Raw genomic sequence first — 19,426 nt, 5'->3', positions numbered from 1 at the left:
CCGTCGGTCTCGGTACGCTCCGGCCTCGCCGGTGCCACTCGACCACCGGCGGCGCGTGTGTGACGCCGTGTTGCGGCTGAGGTTACGCCGTGCTTCGGGCGCGCCTGACGCGGGCGGAGCGGCTGGGTAGCGTCGAGCGGACCGTACCCGTCCCGCACCCATCGGAGTCCGCATGTCGACCATCGCCCCCGCCGCGCCGGCCGCCGTCGCCGCGCGCGAGACGGCCGCGCCGGTCGCGTTCCGCGGGCTGGGGCGCGCGTTCGCGGCGCCCGACGGCGGCGAGCGCGAGGTGCTCCGCGGCATCGACCTCGAGGTGGCGGCGGGTGAGATCGTCGCGATCCTGGGGCCGAGCGGATGCGGCAAGTCCACCCTGCTGCGGATCGCCGGTGGCCTCGATCGCCCCACGTCGGGTGAGGTGGCCATCGGCGAGGCGCCGGTCGCACCGTACGACGTGCGGTGCGCGGTCGGCTTCCAGGAGCCGCGGCTGCTGCCGTGGCGGAGCATCGAGCGGAACGTCGCGTTGGGCCTGCCGCGCGGCGGCGACCGTCGCGAGGGGCGCGAGCACGTGGCGCGCCTGCTCGAGCTCGTGGGGCTCGCGGACTTCGCCGGGCACCGGCCGCACGAGGTCTCCGGCGGGATGGCGCAGCGCGCCTCGCTCGCCCGCGCCCTCGCCCGCAACCCCGAGGTGCTCCTGCTCGACGAGCCGTTCGGCGCGCTCGACGCGCTCACGCGCCTGAAGATGCAGGACCTCCTGCTCGACGTGCACCGCGCCGAACCGACCACCGTGCTCCTCGTCACGCACGACGTCGACGAGGCCCTGCAGCTCGCCGACCGCATCGTGCTGCTCGGCACCGACGGGGAGACGCCGGGTGCCGGCATCCGCCAGACCGTCGTCGTTCCCGGCCACCGCCCGCGCGACCGCGGATCGGCCGAACTTGCCGAGCTTCGGGGCCGACTGCTCGACGGCCTCGGCATCGACCGGCACGGCACCGCCCGCGGCATCCAGGCCACCACGACCATCCCCCACTACCCGTACTGACCAGCTGCGGCACCCGACACAGCACCCGGGGCGCCGCAGCGAACCGAACCCGCACCGAAGGAGTCCCATGTCCCGCACCACCGTCCTCCGCACCGCGCTCGTCGCGGGCGCCGCCGCCTCCGCCCTGCTGCTGTCGGGCTGCGTGGCCGGCGAGAACCAGGCCGCCGAGCCCGCCGCCGCCGCCGACGCGGCATCGGTCGAGGGTCAGACCCTCAACATCGACTTCGCCACCTACAACCCGCTGAGCCTCATCATCAAGGAGCAGGGCTGGCTCGAGGACGAGGGCCTCGAGGTCACCTGGGTGCAGTCGGCCGGGTCGAACAAGGCCAACGAGGCGCTCCGTGCCGGCGCGATCGACGTCGGCTCGACGGCCGGCTCGGCGGCGCTGCTCGCACGCTCGAACGGCTCCCCCATCAAGGTCATCGACATCTACTCGCAGCCCGAGTGGGCGGCGATCGTCGCCGGCCCCGGCAGCGAGCTGGAGTCGGTCGAGGAGCTCGAGGGCAAGACCGTCGCGGCGACGAAGGGCACCGACCCCTACTTCTTCCTGCTGCAGTCGCTCGAGGAGGCCGGGCTCTCGGCCGACGACGTCACCGTCGAGAACCTCCAGCACGCCGACGGCTGGGCCGCCCTGCAGAACGGGTCGGTCGACGCGTGGGCGGGTCTCGACCCCATCATGGCCGGCGCCGAGGAGGCGGGCGCGAGCCTGATCTACCGCAACGTCGACTTCAACAGCTACGGCTTCCTCAACGCGACCGAGTCGTTCATCGAGGAGAAGCCCGAGGTCGCCCAGCTCGTCGTCGACGCGTACGAGCGGGCCCGCGAGTGGGCCGAGGAGAACCCGGAGGAGACCGCGGAGATCCTTGCCGAGGTCGCCGGCCTCGACCTCGCGGTGGCCACCAAGGTCATCGAGGAGCGCGCGAACCTCGACATCGACAACGTGCCGGGCGACGCCCAGGTGTCGGTGCTCGAGAAGATCGGCCCGGTGTTCGTCGAGCTCGGCGACGTCGCGTCGCAGCAGCAGGTCGACGAGGCCCTCGAGACCCTCATCCACGACGAGTTCGCGACGAACGCCGACCCGGCGCGCTTCGCGAAGTAACCCCTCCGGGAGCACACCATGACGACGGATGCCGCGAGCCGCACCATCGCTCGATCCACGCCGCGCCCCGCGGCATCCGTCGCCGTGCCCGCCGGCGCACCTCGCGAACGGCGCCCCCTGACGGGCCGACGCTGGTTCGTGGTCGTCGGCGGCGCGCTGCTGCCGATCGCCCTGCTCGCCACGTGGCAGGTGGTCTCGACGACGGGCCTCGTGCCGGTGTCGATGCTGCCGTCGCCCGCGATGGTGTGGCAAGCGGCCGTCGACCTCGCCGAGCGTGGGCTCCTCGGCCAGTACGTCGCGATCTCGACGCAGCGCGTGTTCCTCGGCTTCGCGTTCGGCGCGGCCCTGGGGCTTCTCGTCGGCGCGATCGTCGGGCTGTCGCGGCTCGGCGACATCCTCCTCGCCCCCACCCTCGGCGCGCTGCGCGCCGTTCCGTCGCTCGCGTGGGTGCCGCTGCTGATCCTGTGGTTCAAGATCGGCGAGGAGTCGAAGATCATCCTCATCGCGATCGGCGCGTTCTTCCCCGTGTACACGATCGTCTCCGCGGCCCTGCGGCATGTCGACCGTCGCCTGCTCGAAGCCGGCCGTGCGTTCGGCCTGCGCGGAGTGCCGCTCTTCGCGACCGTGCAGCTGCCGGCGGTCGTGCCATCCGTCATCTCGGCCCTGCGCCTCGCGCTCGCGCAGGCGTGGCTGTTCCTCGTCGCCGCGGAGCTCATCGCGTCGTCGATGGGCCTCGGCTTCCTGCTCCTCGACTCGGGGCAGAACGGTCGCATCGACCGGATCTTCCTTGCGATCATCTTGCTCGCCGTGCTCGGCAAGCTCACCGACTCGATCGTCGGACTGTTCGAACGGTGGGCGATCCGCCGCTGGGCGTGAGCCTCCGCCGCTGAGCGTGAGCCCGCGCGCGAGCCCCGCACGCCGCTCCACGGCGTCTCGCATGGGGCACCCTGGCCGGGCCAGGTTCGCGGGCGGGTGGTCCGGGGTGACGGCGGATCTCCGACGGCGACCCCTGCCCCTGCCCTTGACGTCATGCATGAGAATCCGCCAGATGCCCCGCTCCGGTGTCGCACCGCCCGGATTCTCATGCGCCACGCGCTTCTCGCGCTCCGGACCGCCCGCCAGCGGACCGGCTAACGGTTCCCGCCCTTCGCGCTCTGGCGAGGCGACGCCGATCACTCGTTCGCCAATGAGCGATCGCACAGCGAGGCGATCGCAGCGGCTCACACCGCGGGCGTACAACTCGGACCACACTGAGCCGCAGCTGTTCCCGTCCGGCCAATTCGGCCGGTCAGCGTTCGCGTTTCGCATCCACGGATCGGTCCACACCCATCACCACCGATCAGCTGGCGCTGCTGCATTCGCTCCGGGAGCGCAGGGTGATGCGTGCCTGGGCCGGGTCGCCGCGCGCGATGATGTCGACCACGAGCAGGTCGCGCCCGACGACACGGATCTCGAGGTTCTCGCGAGTTTCGAGCGCTTTCGTGCGAACCACCCACCCGTCTGACTCGGCGAACTCCTGGGCCAGGGCCCTGGCCCAGGTCACCCGATCGAACTCCGGGTCCACATCGATCACCCGCACAACCCGTGCCTGCTCCCCTCGCCCTTCGAGAGGGCACGCTTCTCGTGCAATCGTCTCCGAACGATCGAGCACGGATGCTTCGGGGAGGGTGCCTTCGATCCGGTCGAGCCGAGCCGCCACCTCCGCGGCTGCAGCCTCGACCGTCATCGGCCGAGGGCTCGGGGTGAGGAGAGTGGCAACCCAGATGCCGACCACGAGGAGCGCAACGCCCACGGCGAGCACGATCGTGGCCCTGGCCGAGCTCCATTCGGGTCGGGTCGTCATCCACGCAGACTATGGGTCCAGAAGGCCACTGATCTCGACACTCCTTCACCGCCGCCGGCGAACGTCGCCCTGACGGATATCTAGCTCCGGGCGCCCTGCCGCAGATCGTTGGTCGCCGGCTCGGCCGGGGCGACGGTCCGGGGCCACGCCCAGGCGAAGCGGAGGATGGCCGCGAGCAGCAACAACTCGAGGCCGATGGAGAGTCCGTAGAACGAGGCCCACGCCCACGATTCCCCGACGGCGTTGAACACCGTGACCGGGATGTACAGCGAGGCCACGACGAGGTTCACGCCGCGGTTCACCCGGGCCGGGAGCGTCATCGAGAGCATCACCATCAGGGCCGGAATCGCGATCAGTGCGAGGAAGCCCGTCAGCAACGCCGGGCTGATGTCGAACTCGAACACGACACCGGCGAGGATGTCGTCGACGGCACCGGGCTTGTACAGGTGGTAGTAGTCCACGTAGACGTACAGGAACATGAAGCTGGTCCACGCGGCGGCCAGTTTGGCCTGGACGGGGACGGGCGGGCTGTCGAGCAGGTTCGCGGTGGTCGTGCGCATGGTCATCGGTTGCCTTTCACTTCAGGTACGGCGTTTCGTACACCGTACGTCGTACGCTGTACTCTGAGCCGTACAGTGTACGATTGTCAAGCGTCCGCCCCTGAATGAGGAGACCCGATCCCGTGGAGAGACAACGCCCGGTCCCGCCCGACGCAGGGCTCAGCACGCAGCGGGTCGTGGAGCGCGCGATCCGGCTCGCCGATCGCGAGGGCGTCGGCGGGCTCAGCATGCGCCGGCTGGCCGGCGAGCTCGGCGCGGGCGCGATGTCGCTGTACCACTACGTGGCGAACAAGGACGAGCTGCTCGACGCGATGATCGACGTCGTCTTCCAGGAGATCGAACTCCCGCCCGACGGCACCGACTGGCAGTCGGCGATCCGGCGCCGCGCGACATCCGCCCGTCAGGTGCTCGCGCGACACCCGTGGGCCATCGGCCTGATGGAGTCGCGGACCTCACCCGGCCCCGCGAACCTCCGCCACCGCGAAGCGGTCACCGCCTGCCTGAGACGGGCCGGCTTCTCGGTCGTGATGGCGACCCACGCCAACTGGTTGCTCGACAGCTACGTGTACGGCTTCGCCCTGCAGGAAGCCGGGCTGCCGTTCGACACCGCCCACGAACTCGCCGAGATGACCGAGGGGGTCTACCTGCCCCAACTCCCTCCGGAGCAGTTCCCCCACCTCAACGAGTCCGCCGCAGCCCTCGTCGCCGCCGGCTACGACCCGACGGAGGAGTTCGCGTTCGGCCTCGACCTCATCCTCGCCGCGCTCGAGCCCCTGAGGGACTCCGCCTAGCGAGGCTCGAGAAGCGGATGCCGCAGGCGACCGCTTCGGCGAGAACGACACCGGCCGCACCGCGTGAACCACCCGCCGCCGGCTGGTTGGATCGAGGCATGAGCGCCCGCCGATTCCCGCACGTGCCGAAGGCCCGACCCGGAGACCGCATCGCCGTGCTCTCCCCCGCGTTCGCCGCGCCCGCGGTGGCCGCGCGCGTCCACGAGCAGGCCATGGAGCGGCTCGCGGAGACGACGGGCCTCGTCCCCGTGGAGTTCCCGACGACGCGGCAGCTGGGCGCGAGCGCGGAGGCGCGGGCCGCCGACGTCACCGCGGCCTTCGCGGATGCCTCGATCCGGGCGATCACCGCGACGATCGGCGGGGACGACCAGGTCACCGTGGTCCCGCACGTCGACGCCGACGTGGTCGCGGCGAATCCGAAGCCGTTCCTCGGGTACAGCGACAACACCAGCCTGCACAACCTCCTCTGGAGCGTCGGCGTGCCGAGCTATTACGGCGGGTCGACGCAGGTGCACCTCGGCCCGGGACCGCGCGTCGACGACGTGCACCGGATCTCGCTTCGCGCGGCGCTGCTCGAGGGCGGCGTGATCGAGTTGACCGAACCGGGCACGTCGCAGGACTTCGGCATCGACTGGGCCGACCCGCGTGCGCTCACCGAGTTCGGCGACCACGAACCGACCGAGCCGTGGGCGTGGGCCGGTCCCGCCCGCGCCGTCGAGGGCCCGACGTGGGGCGGCTGCCTCGAGGTCATCGACCAGCTCGCCCTCGCCGAGCGGATGCCGCAGACGGAGGACCTCGAGGGCGGCATCCTGCTGCTCGAGACGAGCGAGGAACTGCCCTCGACGGAGCAGGTCAGGCGATGGGTGCGCGGACTCGGCGAGCGCGGCCTCCTCGCGGCGGTCGCCGGGGTCCTCGTCGCGCGCACGCCGGCCAGCGCGATCGGCTCACCCGTTCCGAGCGCGGAGGAACGCGCACGCCATCGGGCGGCCCAACGCGACGCCATCGTGGAACAGGTGGCCCGCTACGCGCCCGACGCGGTCGTCTGCGTCGGCGTGCCCTTCGGGCACACCCGTCCGCAGTGGATCGTGCCGCACGGCGGAACGATGCGCCTCGACGGCGGCGCACGGACCGTGACCGCCGACTACTCCTGACGCCAGACGCGTCACTCGACCAACGGCACCACCTCGAACCGACCGCCGGGACCGGCGAGCACGAGCACGCGGCGGGCGGCGATGCCGTCGAACGCGGCGGCGATGGCTGCGGCATCTGGCACCTGGAGCTCGGCGGACGGCGCGCCTGCGACCGGCTCGCGCCGCCACACCGTGACCGATGCGCCCGTCGCCGCCTCGATCGCGGGGGCGAGCGCGGCCGCGTCATCCGTCGCCACGAGCACCACGCGCGCGATGCGCCGCACGGGCGCGAGCCCCTGCTCGGCGATCGCCGACCGGTCGCGACGCCAGACCGCGAAGTGGTAGGCGAAGACGAGGGCGGTCGCGACGAGCAGGCCGAGCGGTGCGCGGACGCGGTCGAGGAGGCTCGCGCCGGTCGTCGCATCGAGCACGAACTCGAACACCCGGAAGCCGACGACGAGCAGCGCGATGAGTGCGACGACCGCGCTGATGCCGAACACGGCGACGAGGTAGACGCGTCGACCCGGGGAACCGAGCTCCTCGGCGTCCGGACGCCGCGTCGGTCGCCAGGCCAGCCACCACACGGGCGCGCCGACGACCAGCGCGGCGATGCCCGCGAGCAGGAGGGTTCGCGTGTCGGCGGCGACGAGCGAACTCACGAACGCGCCCAGCGTGGCGTTCACGATGACGCCGATGCCCGACGCGGCCGCCGCCAGTCCCAGGCCCGACAGCACGAGGCCCGCGGCGCGGCGCGTGCCGTCCGAGCGGACCGCCGCGATCCGCTGGTGCGAACGCCACACCAGCGCGCCGACCGCGGCCGCCGCGAGGGCACCGCCCAGCGGTTCCAGGATCCGCGTCGCCGTCTCGGTGTGGTCGAGGGCGAGGCGGAGCGCCACCCACAGGGCCGTCCCGACGCCGGCGAGGGTCACCGCGGCGCCGCCGAGGACGCCGACGACCACCAGCGCGACCGCCGCGAATCCCGTGCGGAACCCGCGAACCCCGTCGCGTGCCCAGTGCCACCACCAGATCAGGCCGCCGACCGCGGCCGTGACGAGGGCGTCCACCACGCTCCGCCACCAGGGAGCGCCCGCGAGCGCCGGAGCGGTGGCGCCGAGGATCGCCTCGTCGAGGAGCGTGCCCAGCGCGCCGATCGCTCCCGAGACGAGCAGCACCAGGCCGTAGACCGCCGCGATCACGAACGGCACGGTGCGCAGGCGCGTCGGGTGCTTGACCGGATGCCGCGACATCCACCGATGCCAGCCCCACACCGCCGCCCAGACGAGGCCGGTCGCGAGCTCGGTGGGCAGCGCGCGACCCTCGAGCGCCGCGGTCGCCGCCGCGAGCAGTGCGGAGGTCGCCACCACGAGCGACACGGTGTACATCGCCGTCAGGTAGAGCCCCCACGCGAGCGAGCCGCGTTCGGCTTCGTCGCCGAGACGACGCCACACCACCCACCAGAGCACGGCGGCGAGCGGTCCGCCGATGAGCGTGAAGGCGAGCCAGAGGGCGAGGTCGGAGGCGCCGCCGCCCGCGATCGGGGTGCCGGCGTCGATGAGTCGCTCGAGCAGCCCTGCGAGTCCGATGGCGGTGATGACGACGAGGACGAACAGGAGCCCGTAGACGATGAGTCGACGCACCGTCCGCTGCGCACCGCCGGGCGCGGGCGCGGTCATCCTCGCCACATCCCCGGGTCGCAGATCGTGAGCGGCCACGGCGCCGTCTCGATGCGCCATCCGTCGTCGACGCGCACCAGGTCGAAGTCGCCGCGCTCGTCGACGCCGGACCCGCCGAACGGCCCTTCGTCGTACGACCACGAGATGAGCACCTCGACATCGGCCGACTCGTCGCGCTCGGTGGTCGAGACCAGCGTCACGCGCATCCGGTCCGTCGGCGCGCCGTCGATGGGCACGCAGTCGTCGGCGACCTCCGGGACGAGGTGCCGGATCGCCTCGTCCTCGTCGCCGTCGATGACCGCGGCAGCGTAGGCCTGGACCACGCCCTCCGGGGTGGACTCGTCGAGCCGCGCCGGCTCGCCGCGGGAGAAGACGACGACGAGCGCCACGATCACCAGCGCGGCGATCACGGCGAGGATCACGAGCAGCGTGCGATCGGGTCGCCGGGCGGGCGCGGCCTCGGCTGCGGGCTCCGTCGCGGGTGCGGGATCGGGTTCGGGTTCGGGTGCGGGTTCGGGTGCGGCACCGGAGGCGTCCATGCCTGCATCATGTCGTGTCCGGGCCATGGATCGACGGACCAACGTCATGCCGCTGCGGCGCGTCGGTTCCGTGCGCACGTACTCGGGGCGCGTGACCGGTGATCGCTCACCGGCTCCGCGCCCCGTGGTGGATGTCCAGGTCGTCGTGCCCGCTGCTCACTGCACCTGCGATGCCTTGAACTCGCGCACCTGCTCCGGCGTCATCGGCGTCGGGCCTTGCGGCGCCGGCTCCGACTCGGACTGCTTCGACTGGCGCACCAGCTCCTGCACCTCGGTCTGGGCGTAGGACGTGAGCGGCCGCGACTCGGCCTGCTTCGCCTGGCGGATGCGCTCCTGCACGCTGAGCACCGGCGTCGACTCCGACTGCCGGACCTCGCGGATGCGCTCGTTGCGGGTCATGTCGGCTGCGGCGCGCTCGGCGGCCTGCGACCGGAACTCCGCCTCCTTGACCTCGCGGAGGCGCTCGTACGCCTCGATCGCCTGGGCGACCTGGTCGGGGCTGAGCTTCGACTGCGAGGCCGACACCCGCTGCTGCGCGGACTCGGCGCGGGCGCCGTCGTCGAACTGTCCTTCGACCCCGGCGCAGCCGGTCAGCACCAGCAGCAGCGCGGCGGTTCCGCCGACGATGGCGGTTCGGTTGGTGTTCATGGTTCCTTCTCCTTCACGGGACCCGACTCTCTGGAGCGGGGATGAAACAGAGGTTAGGAATCCTCAGGTATCGCGGGATCAGTGCCCTCCCGCCGATTCGCCCGCGAACTGCCCGGGTGCCCGCACGGATGCCGCTGAGGGATGGCGGCCCGCGGCATCCGTGCCTGCACCGAGCCGGGCCGGCCTGAGCGGCCACTGCTGCGGGCGGTCGACTCAGCGAGGACCGTGGCTCACGAGACCCGACGCGGGCAGCGCGCCGCCGAACTGCGCCGACACCGTCGCCAGCGTGAACCCGCGCGCCCGGAGCCCGGCGATGACGCCCGGCACCGCCTCGATCGTCTGCTCGTGCGTGTCGTGCATGAGCACGAGGCTGCCCCGCCGGCTCTCGCCGACGGCCCGCTGCACGATCACGTCGGCGCCCGGGTCGCGCCAGTCGTTCGTGTCGACGTCCCACACGATGAACGGCAGCGCCACCAGGGCGCGCACCCGGCGGTCCGAAGCGCCGTAGGGCGGGCGGATGCTGCGCGAGGTCACGCCCGTGGCCTCGCGGATCGCCGCCTGCGTGCGGTCGACCTCGCGGCGGACGGCGGCGTCGTCCTTCAGCTTGGTGAGGTCGGGGTGCCCCCACGTGTGGTTGGCGATCTCGTGACCGCTGTCGACGATGCGGGCGGCCGTGTCCGGGTTGCGCTGCACCGACGACCCCTGGACGAAGAACGTGGCCGGCGCGCGGGTCCGGTCGAGCACGTCCAGCAGCCCGGGCGTGAGGCCCGTGGGTCCGTCGTCGAACGTGATCGAGACGCACGCGACGAACGAGCAGTCGACCGGGTCGCCGCCCGCCGGCGCCGCCGGCGCGGCGAAGGGCTCGTCGGCGGCGGCCGTCGCGGTGGCGCTGCGGCCCGCCTCGCTGAGGAACGGCTGCAGCAGTCGGGTGGGCAGGAGGACCGACACCGGCACGACCGACCCGGCGAGCGGGAGCGTCACCACGATGCCGGTCGGCGTCACCGCCGAGTCGACGAGCAGCCCCCGGGCCGCGGCCGGGTCGACACCGGCCCACGGATCCTCGATGCCGATGCGGCCGGCCGCGCGCAGCGCCTCGGCGACGAGTCCGAGCACACGGGGTTCGCGCCCGGGCTCGTAGAGCGCGGGCCCGTCGTGGACGGCCCCGGTGGCGGCATTTGTGTACCAGACCTCGCGGGCGACGGATGCCGCAGCGCCGGGCTCGCGGCGGATCACGGTCAGCCGCTCACCGAGCAGCGCGCCGGCCGCCGTGACGATGCCGCAGTCGATCGTGAGCACCGCTCCGACCGCGGTGCCGAGGCTGGCGCCGCGGCACGGGCCGGTGTCGCCGCCCGGCAGGACGTCGACCGCGGGCACCCACCCGGCGCCGTGGGCGGCGGCGAAGTCGCGCGCCAGCTGCTCGACGCGCTCGTCGAGGCGGTCGCCCAGGGCACTGGCGCCCGGCGGCACGGCCCAGCGGACGGCGACGGCGAGGTCCGGACCGGTGGTCGCCGCGAGTCGGCCGACGAGGCCCGGCGCGTCGGCGGCCGACAGGCGCGGCGGGCCGGGCACGAGCCGCGGCGACTCGGGCGGCGGACCGGTGGGCGTCGGCGGAGCGGAGGCCGTCGGCGGGGGCCCGGGCGTGCCGCTCGCGACCGGCGACCCGGGCACGAGCGCGGTGCACGAGGCGAGTGCCGTCGCCAGCAGGGCGGCCGACAGGGCCGTCCCGACGCGACGCGCGGGCCGGCGCGTGCGCGAGACGGCCGCCTCCCCCATGCCTCCACGCTAACCTCCCGAGCCGGTTTCCCAGTCCGCGGCGAGCCTCGTGTCCCGGCGACTGCGCTGCGCCGCAGCTTGCGAGCGCGAAATCTTGCGCGGACGCAAGATTCCCGCGCGCACCCGCAATCAATCGCGGAGAGGCTGCACGTAGCCTTGGACGAGCGGGGCGAATCACGCCCCCACCACCTGCGCCGCGAGGCCCGATCCCCTGAGAACGGAGGTTCCGATGTCACAGAACACCCTGTCTGCAATCGTTGGCGAGCCCGAGGTTCTCGAGGACGAGACCGGCATCGCGATCACCCCCGAGCTCATCGCCCTCGCCGACGGGGTCGAGACCGACCCGGCCTGGCTGCGCCTCAAGGAGTCCGCCACGCGCCTCCAGTCGCTGCAGGTCAAGGACGGCTCGGTCCCCGAGGAGTCCGACCGGCCCGAGGCATCCGCCCTCGTCGACGCGATCGTCGAGTCGGTCGCCGCGCTCGCGCCGCGATTCCCGCACGAGGCCGCCTACTTCGAGGCGCTGCAGGCCGATTTCCGGAAGTGGCAGGCCGAGGGCCTCGGCGTGCCGGACTTCCTCGACTCGCTCGTCGAGTTCCAGCCGCAGCTGCACCGCGTCGACGGCATCCGCCACCTCGTCGTGTTCCCCATGTACACCCAGAACGGTTCGTCCGACCGGCACGTCGAGGCGCTCGTCGTCGAGACGATCTGGCCCGAGTTCATCGCGCACCTCGAGGCCGGCGACTACGGCAACAAGCTCTTCGTGAGCCTGCGGCTGGTCGACTTCACCCCCGGCTACGACACCAACTCGGCCGTGCTCTTCCCCGAGACGGTCGCGATGCGCGAGATCCCGCCGTTCACGTGGGGCGCGATCTTCCAGGACCGCGAGGCGGCCCGCTACCGCCGGGTCGTGCGCGCGGCCTCCGAGATCACGAAGCTCGAACTGCCGGATGACGCGGCCTCGCTGCTCGACGACCAGGAGCTCGCCGAGCGCACCTTCGTGATGTGGGACATCATCCACGACCGCACCCACATGCGCGGCGACCTGCCGTTCGACCCGTTCATGATCAAGCAGCGGATGCCGTACTTCCTCTACTCGCTGGAGGAGCTGCGCTGCGACCTGACCGCGTTCCGCGAGTCGGTGAAGATCGAGCGCAGCCTGCGCAAGCGGGTCGAGGCCGGCGACGAGCTCGACGCGGTCGACGCCCAGATGCTCGAGCACGCCAAGCTCGTGCAGTACGCGGTGATCTTCGACCGGATCTTCCGGTTCGCGATCACCGGCTCGCGGGTGCGCAACTACGACGGACTCGGCGGACAGCTGCTGTTCGCGTGGCTGCACCAGAAGCACGTGCTCGAGTGGACCGACGTCTCGCTGAGCTTCGACTGGGACGCGGTGCCCGATGCCGTCGTCGAACTCGGCGACGCGATCGACGAGCTCTACTGGAAGTCGATCGACCGGCCGAAGACGGCGCACTGGCTCGCCGCGTACGAGCTGGTCCGCTCGGTGCTCACGCCCAACCCGGCGTCGGTCTGGGCCGAGGGCCTGCCCCGCGAGGTGCTCGCGGGCCCGCCCAAGGGGTACACCGACCTCGTGATGGACGACGAGTTCCCGCTCTCGATGTTCTACGAGGCGCTCGACAAGAAGATGAAGCCGGTCATCGAGTCGACGGTGGGCATCACCGCCGACGACGCCTGACCGGTATCGACATCGCTGCAACGCCGGTGGTCGAGTAGCACGCGAAGCGCGCGTACCGAGACGACGGGTCTCGATACGGCCGCGAGCGGCCTACTCGACCATCGGCGCGTGGAGCGCGCGCCCCGAGACGCATGAGAGGATGCCCTACCGTGACTGAGCTGCAGGACAAGGTCGTGGTGATCGCGGGCGCGACGAGCGCCGCCGGACGCGCGGTGGCCCGCGCCCTCGCCGACGCGGGGGCGCGCGTGGTGGCCATCGGCAGCCACCAGGGCCGGCTCGACGAGCTCGAGGTCGAGATCCCGGGCGTCGTCGGCGAGCGCGCCGACCTCACCGACGGCGACGACGTCCTCGAGGCGGCCATGCGCGTGCACGCCAAGGTGGGCGACGTCGACGGCATCGTGCACCTCGTGGGCGGATGGCGCGGCGGCGGCGGCATCGCCGGCCAGACCGAGGAGGACTACCGGTTCCTCGAGCGCTCCTTCACGGCGCTGCGCCACGTCAGCCGCGTGTTCTTCGACGACCTGGTCGACTCCGACGCCGGGCGCATCGCGATCGTGTCGTCGACCACGGTCGAGAAGCCCACCGCGGGCGGCGCGAACTACACCGCGATCAAGGCCGCGAGCGAGTCGTGGATGCGCTCGCTCGCCGACGGGTTCCGCAAGGCGGACTCGCCCGCCGCCTCGGTGACCTTCCGCGTGAAGTCGCTCGCCGGCCTCGAAGGGCGCCTCGCCGACGAGGTCGTCGCACTGTGGTCGACGGATGCCGCGGCATCCGACCTCAACGGACGCGTCACCACGCTCACGGCCTGAGCCAGCGGCCCCGCGCGTCAGTCGACGGTGGGCGGCAGCGCGGCATCCGTCGTCGGCTCGTCGCCGGGCTGCGGCGCCGACGTCACCTCGCGGGCGGTGTCGGCCGGGTCGTGCTGCGCCCGGCTCAGCAGCACGAACGGCACCGCGAGCGCCTGGATGACGCCGCTCCACAGCATGGAGAAGCCGTAGCCGCCGAGGTCGGCCGTGCGACCGAGGACCGGCTGGATCGCCGCGCCTCCCGCGCTGCCGAGCAGCGAATCGAACGACAGGACCGTCGCCCGCTGCTTCGACGGGATCATGTCGTTCAGGTACGCGCGGTGCACCGGGTCGTCGATGGACGACGACACGCCCCAGACGGCGATGAGCACCACGGCGACCCAGAAGTTCGCCGAGACGGCGAGCGCGACGAGCACCGCCGCGCTCGTGATCGTCGACAGCAGGATCACGGAGGTCCGCTTGCGGAAGCGGCGCCGGACGACGGGCGCGAGCAGGCCGCCCACGATGCCCGCACCCGAGAGCAGGGCGGCCGCGAGACCGGCGATCGAGTAGGCGCCCTCGTCGCCCCACAGCTCGAGCAGGTACGGCTGGAGGGCGTAGAACGCGTAGAACCCCACGCCCGTCGTGAACGGGGTGGTGAGCATGAGCCAGCGGACCGGACGGTTGCCGAGTCCGTGCGTGATCGACGCCCGCAGCACGGTGCGCGTGGCCTTCAGCGGACCGGCGCCGCGCTCGGGGGTGAAGCCGAGGTCGCGCATGAGCACCGCGGCCACGACGAGCATCACCACGAGGATGCCGGCCCTGATGAGGAACGGCACGCCGAGGTTGGTCAGCTGCGCGATCACGCCGCCGAGCACCGAGCCGCCGAGCATCGCCACGCTGCCGACGATCACGGCCCGGCCGAAGACGGCCTCGAGACTGCCCGAGTACCCGGTCGCGGTCAGGGCGTCGACGAGCCAGGCGTCGACGGCGCCGGAGAAGAACGTGAAGCCGAGGCCGAGCAGGACCGACACGACCGCCCACGCCCAGAACGGCGACTGCCACACCCAGAGCATCCAGTACAGCGCGGTGGTGGCCGCGAGCGTGAGCGTGCCGAGCAGGTACGACGCCCGCCGGCCGAGGGTGTCGGCGACGACGCCCGTCGGGATCTCGAACACGAACATCCCGAGGCTGAAGAACGCGTTCGCGGCGAAGGCCTCGAGGTTGGTGAGCCCCGCGTCGAGGAGGAACAGTGTGTTGATGCCCCAGATGAACGAGGCGGCGAGCGTGTTGCCGAGCGTGAGCGTGTAGTAGGTGCCCTGGACACGGCGCGCGGCGCGGCCGTCGGCACTCGGGCGGCCGCCCTCCCGGCCGTCCGCGTCGGGCGCGTCGGCGGTCATGCGCCGTGCCGCCGGGCGTGATGTCGCATGGGCTCATCCTGCTCTTCGGAGGGCCGCGACGGAAGAGCGGAGCGCGCTGCGCCCCTTCGGCGGAGTCCACATGGCGCCGGGGCTTTTGTCGTAGAAAGTTGAAAGCCGCGCATCTGACCGACTCTTTTGCTTGACCTGCGACGGATTAATGCCGTAGCGTCCGAGAAAGTTCGTGGACGCCAACTCACGAGCAACGGTGCGGGGAGTGACTCGAAGGGCATCGCCGCCCGTCTTCCACAACGGTTCAGTGCAAGGGAGCATCATGGATGAACTGACGGAACAGGCCGAGCACGACGCCCGGGTCCTCGGGCGCAGCCTCGGCCTGACCCGCCGGCAGCTGCTGGCGGCGACCACGGGCATGGCCGCGGCAGCCGCCGTGGGACTCGCAGGCGGCCACGTCCACGCGTCGCCGGCTGCGGCGAACCCGGTCGGGAACGCCAACGGCGTCCTCGTGCCGGCGAGCAAGCGCGGCATCATTCTCTACACGGTCCGCGACGCCATCTCGCGCGACCCCGGCACGACGGATCTGCCCTCGGGATTCCGCGAGGTGTTCGAAGAGTTGTCCCGCATCGGATACCGGCAGATCGAGTTCGCCGGGTACAACCAGCATGCGAACGCCGAGGGCGGCAACGTCAACAACCCGGAGGGTGCGAAGCTGCTGCGGAAGTGGCTCGACGACAACGGGCTCGAGGCCGAGGGCAACCACGGCTCGATCCCGTCGACGCTCACCGACGCCACGCTCGCCTCCTTCGACGCGGCGTGCGAGATCGCGAACATCCTTGGCCTCGGCCACATCGGCACCGGCGGCGACCCCACGGGCAGCGCCTACCTCGCCGACTGGCAGGCCGCGGCCGACCGCTGGAACTTCCTCGGTGAGCGCGCCGCGACGCACGGGCTGAAGCTGTACACGCACAACCACGACATCGCGTACAGCTTCCTGCTCGACAGCGGACCGCTCGACGCCCTGGGGCGCCCGACGCGTTCGAGCGGCATCCGTCGCCTCGAGTGGTTCCTCGCGAACACCGATCCCAAGCACGTGTTCCTCGAGATGGACATCTACTGGGCGCACGTGGCGCAGTACAAGCACCACACGTTCACGGCACCCGACGGGTCGTCGGTGCAGCGCATCTTCGATCCCGCCGCCGTCGTCGCGGCCCAGACCAAGCGGTTCCCGCTGTTCCACGCGAAGGACGGCCGCAAGGACACGACCCAGGCCAACGGCTACGTCATGACCCCGTTCGGCGAGGGCGACATCGACTACTCGACCTTCTTCCGTCGCGTCGGCGCCAAGGGATCGCACAACCCGATGTGGGAGCAGGACACCGCCCCCGGCGGCGGCGCCAACCCCGGACAGTCGCTGCAGCTGGCTGCACTGTCGTACGAGAACCTGGCCGCCCTGCGCGGCTGAGCGAGACCCCGGGCCGCGCGGGTGACCAACCCCCCGCGCGGCCCGGTACCACATGGATCCCGCCGAACCTCCTTCCATCCGACTGGAGCACATCCATGCACATCGCACGTTCGCGCCTCGCGGCGCTGGTGATCGGGTCCGCGGTCGCGGCATCCGTCGCCTTCGCGGGGCCCGCCGCCGCTCACCCCGGCCATGACCACGGAGACGAGGTCACGGCCACCACGTGGGCAAACTACGAGCGCGTGACGCTCGCCACCACGAACGGCGTGGGCGAGCCGATCGACCTCGCCGTGATGCCCGACTCGCGGGTCCTGCACACCACCAGGAACGGACAGCTGCGGCTGACCGACCCGGCGCAGGGAACGACGACGACGGTCAACACCATCGACGTCTACGCCAACTCCGAGGACGGCCTGCAGACGGTCACCCTCGACCCCGACTTCGAAGAGAACGGCTGGGTCTACCTCTACTACGCGCCCCGCGTGATGGAGGCGCCGTACCCGACGACCACGCCGGCCGGATCCGCCCCCAACACGCTTCCCGCCGGCGCCGACGCCTCGTACTGGGACCAGTGGCTCGGGTACAACCAGCTCAGCCGCTTCAAGTGGGACGCCGAGGCGAACGCCCTCGACATGTCGACCCAGCAGGACATCATCAAGGTCGAGGTCCAGCGCGGGCAGTGCTGCCACGTCGCCGGCGACGTCGCCTTCGACAACGACGGCAACCTGCTCCTCGCCACGGGTGACAACACCCCGGCGGGCACCCCGGGTGCCAACGGCTACGCGCCGAACAACGACCGTCCCGGCTACAACCCCGGGTTCGACGCCCGACGCGGCGCCGGCAACACGAACGACCTCCGCGGCAAGATCCTCCGGATCTCGGTCCAGGAGGACGGCAGCTACACGATCCCCGAGGGCAACCTGTTCGCGCCGGGCACGGCCGACGCCCGCCCCGAGATCTTCGCCATGGGCCTGCGCAACCCGTTCCGCATGGACTTCGACCCGGTGACCGGCGCGGTCATGTGGGGCGACTACGGCCCCGACGCGGGAACCGCGAACGACCTGCGCGGCCCCATGGGCTACGTGGAGTGGCAGTCGACGACCAAGCCCATCAACGGCGGCTGGCCGTTCTGCCACGGTCCCAACGCGAACTACAACGACTGGGACTTCGAGACCGCGACCCCCGGCGAGTGGTTCGACTGCGAGGGCACGCTCATCAACACGAGCAGCTACAACACCGGCCTCGACCAGCTGCCCGCCGCGACCGCGCCGCAGATCTGGTACGGCGACCGCCCGGAGCACCAGCCGTGGCCCGAGTTCGGCTCGGGAGGCCAGGCGCCCATGGGCGGCCCGACCTACCGCTACGACGCCGAGAACGAGTCCGACACGAAGTTCCCGGCCTACTGGGACGGCAAGACCTTCATGGGCGAGTTCTCGCGCGACCGCGTCTTCGTCTTCTCGCAGGACGACCCGGACGGCGAGGTCACGAAGATCGAGGACTTCCTGCCGAACAGCGCCCTCGGCGGCGCCGCGCTCGGCGCGTGGGACAACGTCATGGACCTCGAGTTCGGCCCCGACGGCGCGCTCTACGTCCTGAACTACGGCGACGGCTTCTTCCGCGCGAACCCGGACGCCGGGCTCTACCGGATCGACTATGTCGAGGGCACCAAGGGCCCCCGCGCGGTCATCGAGGCATCCGTGACCTCGGGCGACGGTCCGCTGTCCGTCGAGTTCGACGCCACCGGCTCCTCGCACCCCGACGAGCTCGCGCTGAGCTACGCCTGGGACTTCGAGAACTCGGGCACGTTCACCGCGGGTGAGGCGACCGCCTCGTACACCTACGAGGAGGACGGCCAGTACCAGGCGCGCGTCCGCGTCACCGACGCCGGAGGCCGCGTGAGCCTCGCCTCGGTCACCATCACGGTGGGCAACACCGCCCCGATCGTGGAGATCGTCTCGCCCGTCAACGGCTCGTTCGTGGACTGGGGCGACGAGGTCGCCTTCGAGGTGAAGGTCACCGACCCGGATGAGGACATCGACTGCAGCCGCGTGCTGTGGAGCTACGGCCTCGGCCACGACAACACGCACACCCACCCGCTGTTCACGGGCTCCGGCTGCACCGCCACGATCGAGACCTCGCTCGAGGCCGGCCACGGCGAGACCGAGAACATCTACGGCCAGATCGGCGCCTCGTACACCGACGCGGGCACCGACACGGCGCCGGCGCTGACCGGTGACGACGTGGTGCTGCTCAACCCGCGCGCCCTGCAGGCGGAGCACAGCGACGCCCGCCAGGGCGAGGTCACTGTCGTCGACGACGAGTCGGCGGAGGGCTTCCGCTACCTCTCGGGCCTCGACTCGGGTGAGTGGATCGCCTACGACCCGGTCGAGTTCGGCGGCATCACCGGCGCGGAGCTCCGCGCCAAGGGTGCCGGCACGGTGCAGCTGCGCTGGGCCGACGCCGACGCCGAGCCGTTCGCCACCTTCGCGGTTGACTCGACCGGCTGGACCGACGTGTCCGTGCCGCTCGTGACGATCCCCGAGGGCACCGGCCGCGTGGTCGTCACCTCGTCGGGCGGGATCGACCTCGACCAGTTCGTGTTCACGACCTCGACGGGCGACATCCGCTCGCTGCTCGCGTCGCTCGCCGGCGACAAGCGCATCACCAAGGGCGCGATGAACTCGTTCGGCAACGTCCTCGACGAGGTCGACGCGGCCCTCGCCGCCGACGACACGGCGACGGCGACCCAGAAGCTGCAGTTCATCGTCACCCAGGCTCCCAAGCGGATCCGCGGTGACGCCGACGCAGCCGCCCTGGTCATCCGCGCGGTCGAGGCGGTGATCGCCGACATCGCCTAGTCCTTCGCGGCGGCGGGGCTCGTCACCCGCCGCCGCGAACCCGAGCCGGTGCGGTCGGGACAACGACCTTGGCGGGATCCGCCGGCCGCACCAAGACCGAGTCGGGCCGTGCTCCACGTGGAGCACGGCCCGACTTGCGCGTGCGCTCACGACCCGC

General features: G+C 71.9%; 16 protein-coding genes. 9 read left to right on the top strand and 7 right to left on the bottom strand.

Features of this window, described 5'->3' with window-relative positions:
- Positions 1 to 172 precede the first annotated feature (172 nt).
- From M1L56_RS09480 to M1L56_RS09470, 3 genes are all read left to right on the top strand, one after another.
- Positions 173 to 1,039: an ABC transporter ATP-binding protein gene (locus tag M1L56_RS09480; protein WP_067949335.1), complete on the top strand. Its 867-nt coding sequence runs from the start codon at positions 173 to 175 to the stop codon at positions 1,037 to 1,039.
- A 67-nt stretch (positions 1,040 to 1,106) separates the two neighbouring features.
- The gene (locus M1L56_RS09475) at positions 1,107 to 2,138 is read left to right on the top strand and encodes an aliphatic sulfonate ABC transporter substrate-binding protein (protein WP_248599035.1); all 1,032 of its coding nucleotides are present in this window, start codon (positions 1,107 to 1,109) and stop codon (positions 2,136 to 2,138) included.
- A gap of 18 nt (positions 2,139 to 2,156) precedes the next feature.
- Positions 2,157 to 3,014: an ABC transporter permease gene (locus M1L56_RS09470; RefSeq protein WP_248599034.1), complete on the top strand. Its 858-nt coding sequence runs from the start codon at positions 2,157 to 2,159 to the stop codon at positions 3,012 to 3,014.
- A 463-nt stretch (positions 3,015 to 3,477) separates the two neighbouring features.
- Here the strand turns inward: M1L56_RS09470 and M1L56_RS09465 are convergent, their stop codons facing one another.
- Positions 3,478 to 3,981: a hypothetical protein gene (locus tag M1L56_RS09465; RefSeq protein WP_248599033.1), complete on the bottom strand. Its 504-nt coding sequence runs from the start codon at positions 3,979 to 3,981 to the stop codon at positions 3,478 to 3,480.
- 80 nt (positions 3,982 to 4,061) lie between these two features.
- A complete protein-coding gene (locus M1L56_RS09460) occupies positions 4,062 to 4,547 on the bottom strand; it encodes a DUF6326 family protein (RefSeq protein ID WP_248599032.1) in 486 nt (161 codons plus the stop codon).
- Between the two features lie 116 nt (positions 4,548 to 4,663).
- On the opposite strand from M1L56_RS09460, the gene M1L56_RS09455 reads away from it, so the two are divergent.
- Complete coding sequence (locus M1L56_RS09455) at positions 4,664 to 5,332, top strand: TetR/AcrR family transcriptional regulator (protein ID WP_248599031.1); 669 nt, start codon at positions 4,664 to 4,666, stop codon at positions 5,330 to 5,332.
- Positions 5,333 to 5,430: 98 nt separating this feature from the next.
- On the top strand, positions 5,431 to 6,483 hold the full coding sequence (locus tag M1L56_RS09450; protein WP_248599030.1) for a S66 peptidase family protein: 1,053 nt from the start codon (positions 5,431 to 5,433) through the stop codon (positions 6,481 to 6,483).
- An 11-nt stretch (positions 6,484 to 6,494) separates the two neighbouring features.
- Here the strand turns inward: M1L56_RS09450 and M1L56_RS09445 are convergent, their stop codons facing one another.
- From M1L56_RS09445 to M1L56_RS09430, 4 genes are all read right to left on the bottom strand, one after another.
- On the bottom strand, positions 6,495 to 8,135 hold the full coding sequence (locus M1L56_RS09445; protein WP_248599029.1) for a DUF5671 domain-containing protein: 1,641 nt from the start codon (positions 8,133 to 8,135) through the stop codon (positions 6,495 to 6,497).
- Positions 8,132 to 8,674, bottom strand: a complete 543-nt coding sequence (locus tag M1L56_RS09440; RefSeq protein ID WP_248599028.1) for a hypothetical protein — start codon at positions 8,672 to 8,674, stop codon at positions 8,132 to 8,134. The genes M1L56_RS09445 and M1L56_RS09440 overlap by 4 nt, the downstream gene beginning before the upstream one ends.
- Positions 8,675 to 8,830: 156 nt before the next feature.
- Positions 8,831 to 9,322 (bottom strand): hypothetical protein, encoded by a 492-nt coding sequence (locus M1L56_RS09435; RefSeq protein ID WP_248599027.1) that lies wholly within the window; start codon positions 9,320 to 9,322, stop codon positions 8,831 to 8,833.
- Between the two features lie 213 nt (positions 9,323 to 9,535).
- The gene (locus tag M1L56_RS09430; RefSeq protein ID WP_248599026.1) at positions 9,536 to 11,095 is read right to left on the bottom strand and encodes a polysaccharide deacetylase family protein; all 1,560 of its coding nucleotides are present in this window, start codon (positions 11,093 to 11,095) and stop codon (positions 9,536 to 9,538) included.
- 229 nt (positions 11,096 to 11,324) lie between these two features.
- Between M1L56_RS09430 and M1L56_RS09425 the strand changes: the two genes are divergently transcribed.
- Complete coding sequence (locus M1L56_RS09425; RefSeq protein ID WP_248599025.1) at positions 11,325 to 12,788, top strand: DUF6421 family protein; 1,464 nt, start codon at positions 11,325 to 11,327, stop codon at positions 12,786 to 12,788.
- 149 nt (positions 12,789 to 12,937) lie between these two features.
- Positions 12,938 to 13,597, top strand: coding sequence for an SDR family NAD(P)-dependent oxidoreductase (locus M1L56_RS09420; protein ID WP_248599024.1), 660 nt, complete (start codon positions 12,938 to 12,940; stop codon positions 13,595 to 13,597).
- A 17-nt stretch (positions 13,598 to 13,614) separates the two neighbouring features.
- Here the strand turns inward: M1L56_RS09420 and M1L56_RS09415 are convergent, their stop codons facing one another.
- Positions 13,615 to 14,973: an MFS transporter gene (locus tag M1L56_RS09415; protein ID WP_248599023.1), complete on the bottom strand. Its 1,359-nt coding sequence runs from the start codon at positions 14,971 to 14,973 to the stop codon at positions 13,615 to 13,617.
- A 292-nt stretch (positions 14,974 to 15,265) separates the two neighbouring features.
- Between M1L56_RS09415 and M1L56_RS09410 the strand changes: the two genes are divergently transcribed.
- Together M1L56_RS09410 and M1L56_RS09405 are read left to right on the top strand one after the other, a co-directional pair.
- A complete protein-coding gene (locus M1L56_RS09410; protein ID WP_248599022.1) occupies positions 15,266 to 16,411 on the top strand; it encodes a sugar phosphate isomerase/epimerase in 1,146 nt (381 codons plus the stop codon).
- A 95-nt stretch (positions 16,412 to 16,506) separates the two neighbouring features.
- Positions 16,507 to 19,269: a PQQ-dependent sugar dehydrogenase gene (locus M1L56_RS09405; protein ID WP_248599021.1), complete on the top strand. Its 2,763-nt coding sequence runs from the start codon at positions 16,507 to 16,509 to the stop codon at positions 19,267 to 19,269.
- The last annotated feature ends 157 nt before the right edge of the window (positions 19,270 to 19,426 follow it).

The sequence above is a fragment of the Agromyces sp. C10 genome (genome assembly GCF_023217995.1).
Taxonomy (GTDB): Bacteria; Actinomycetota; Actinomycetes; order Actinomycetales; family Microbacteriaceae; genus Agromyces; species Agromyces indicus.
Note: the sequence above shows the minus strand (reverse complement) of the source record. Positions and strands in the feature narration are given on the sequence as shown.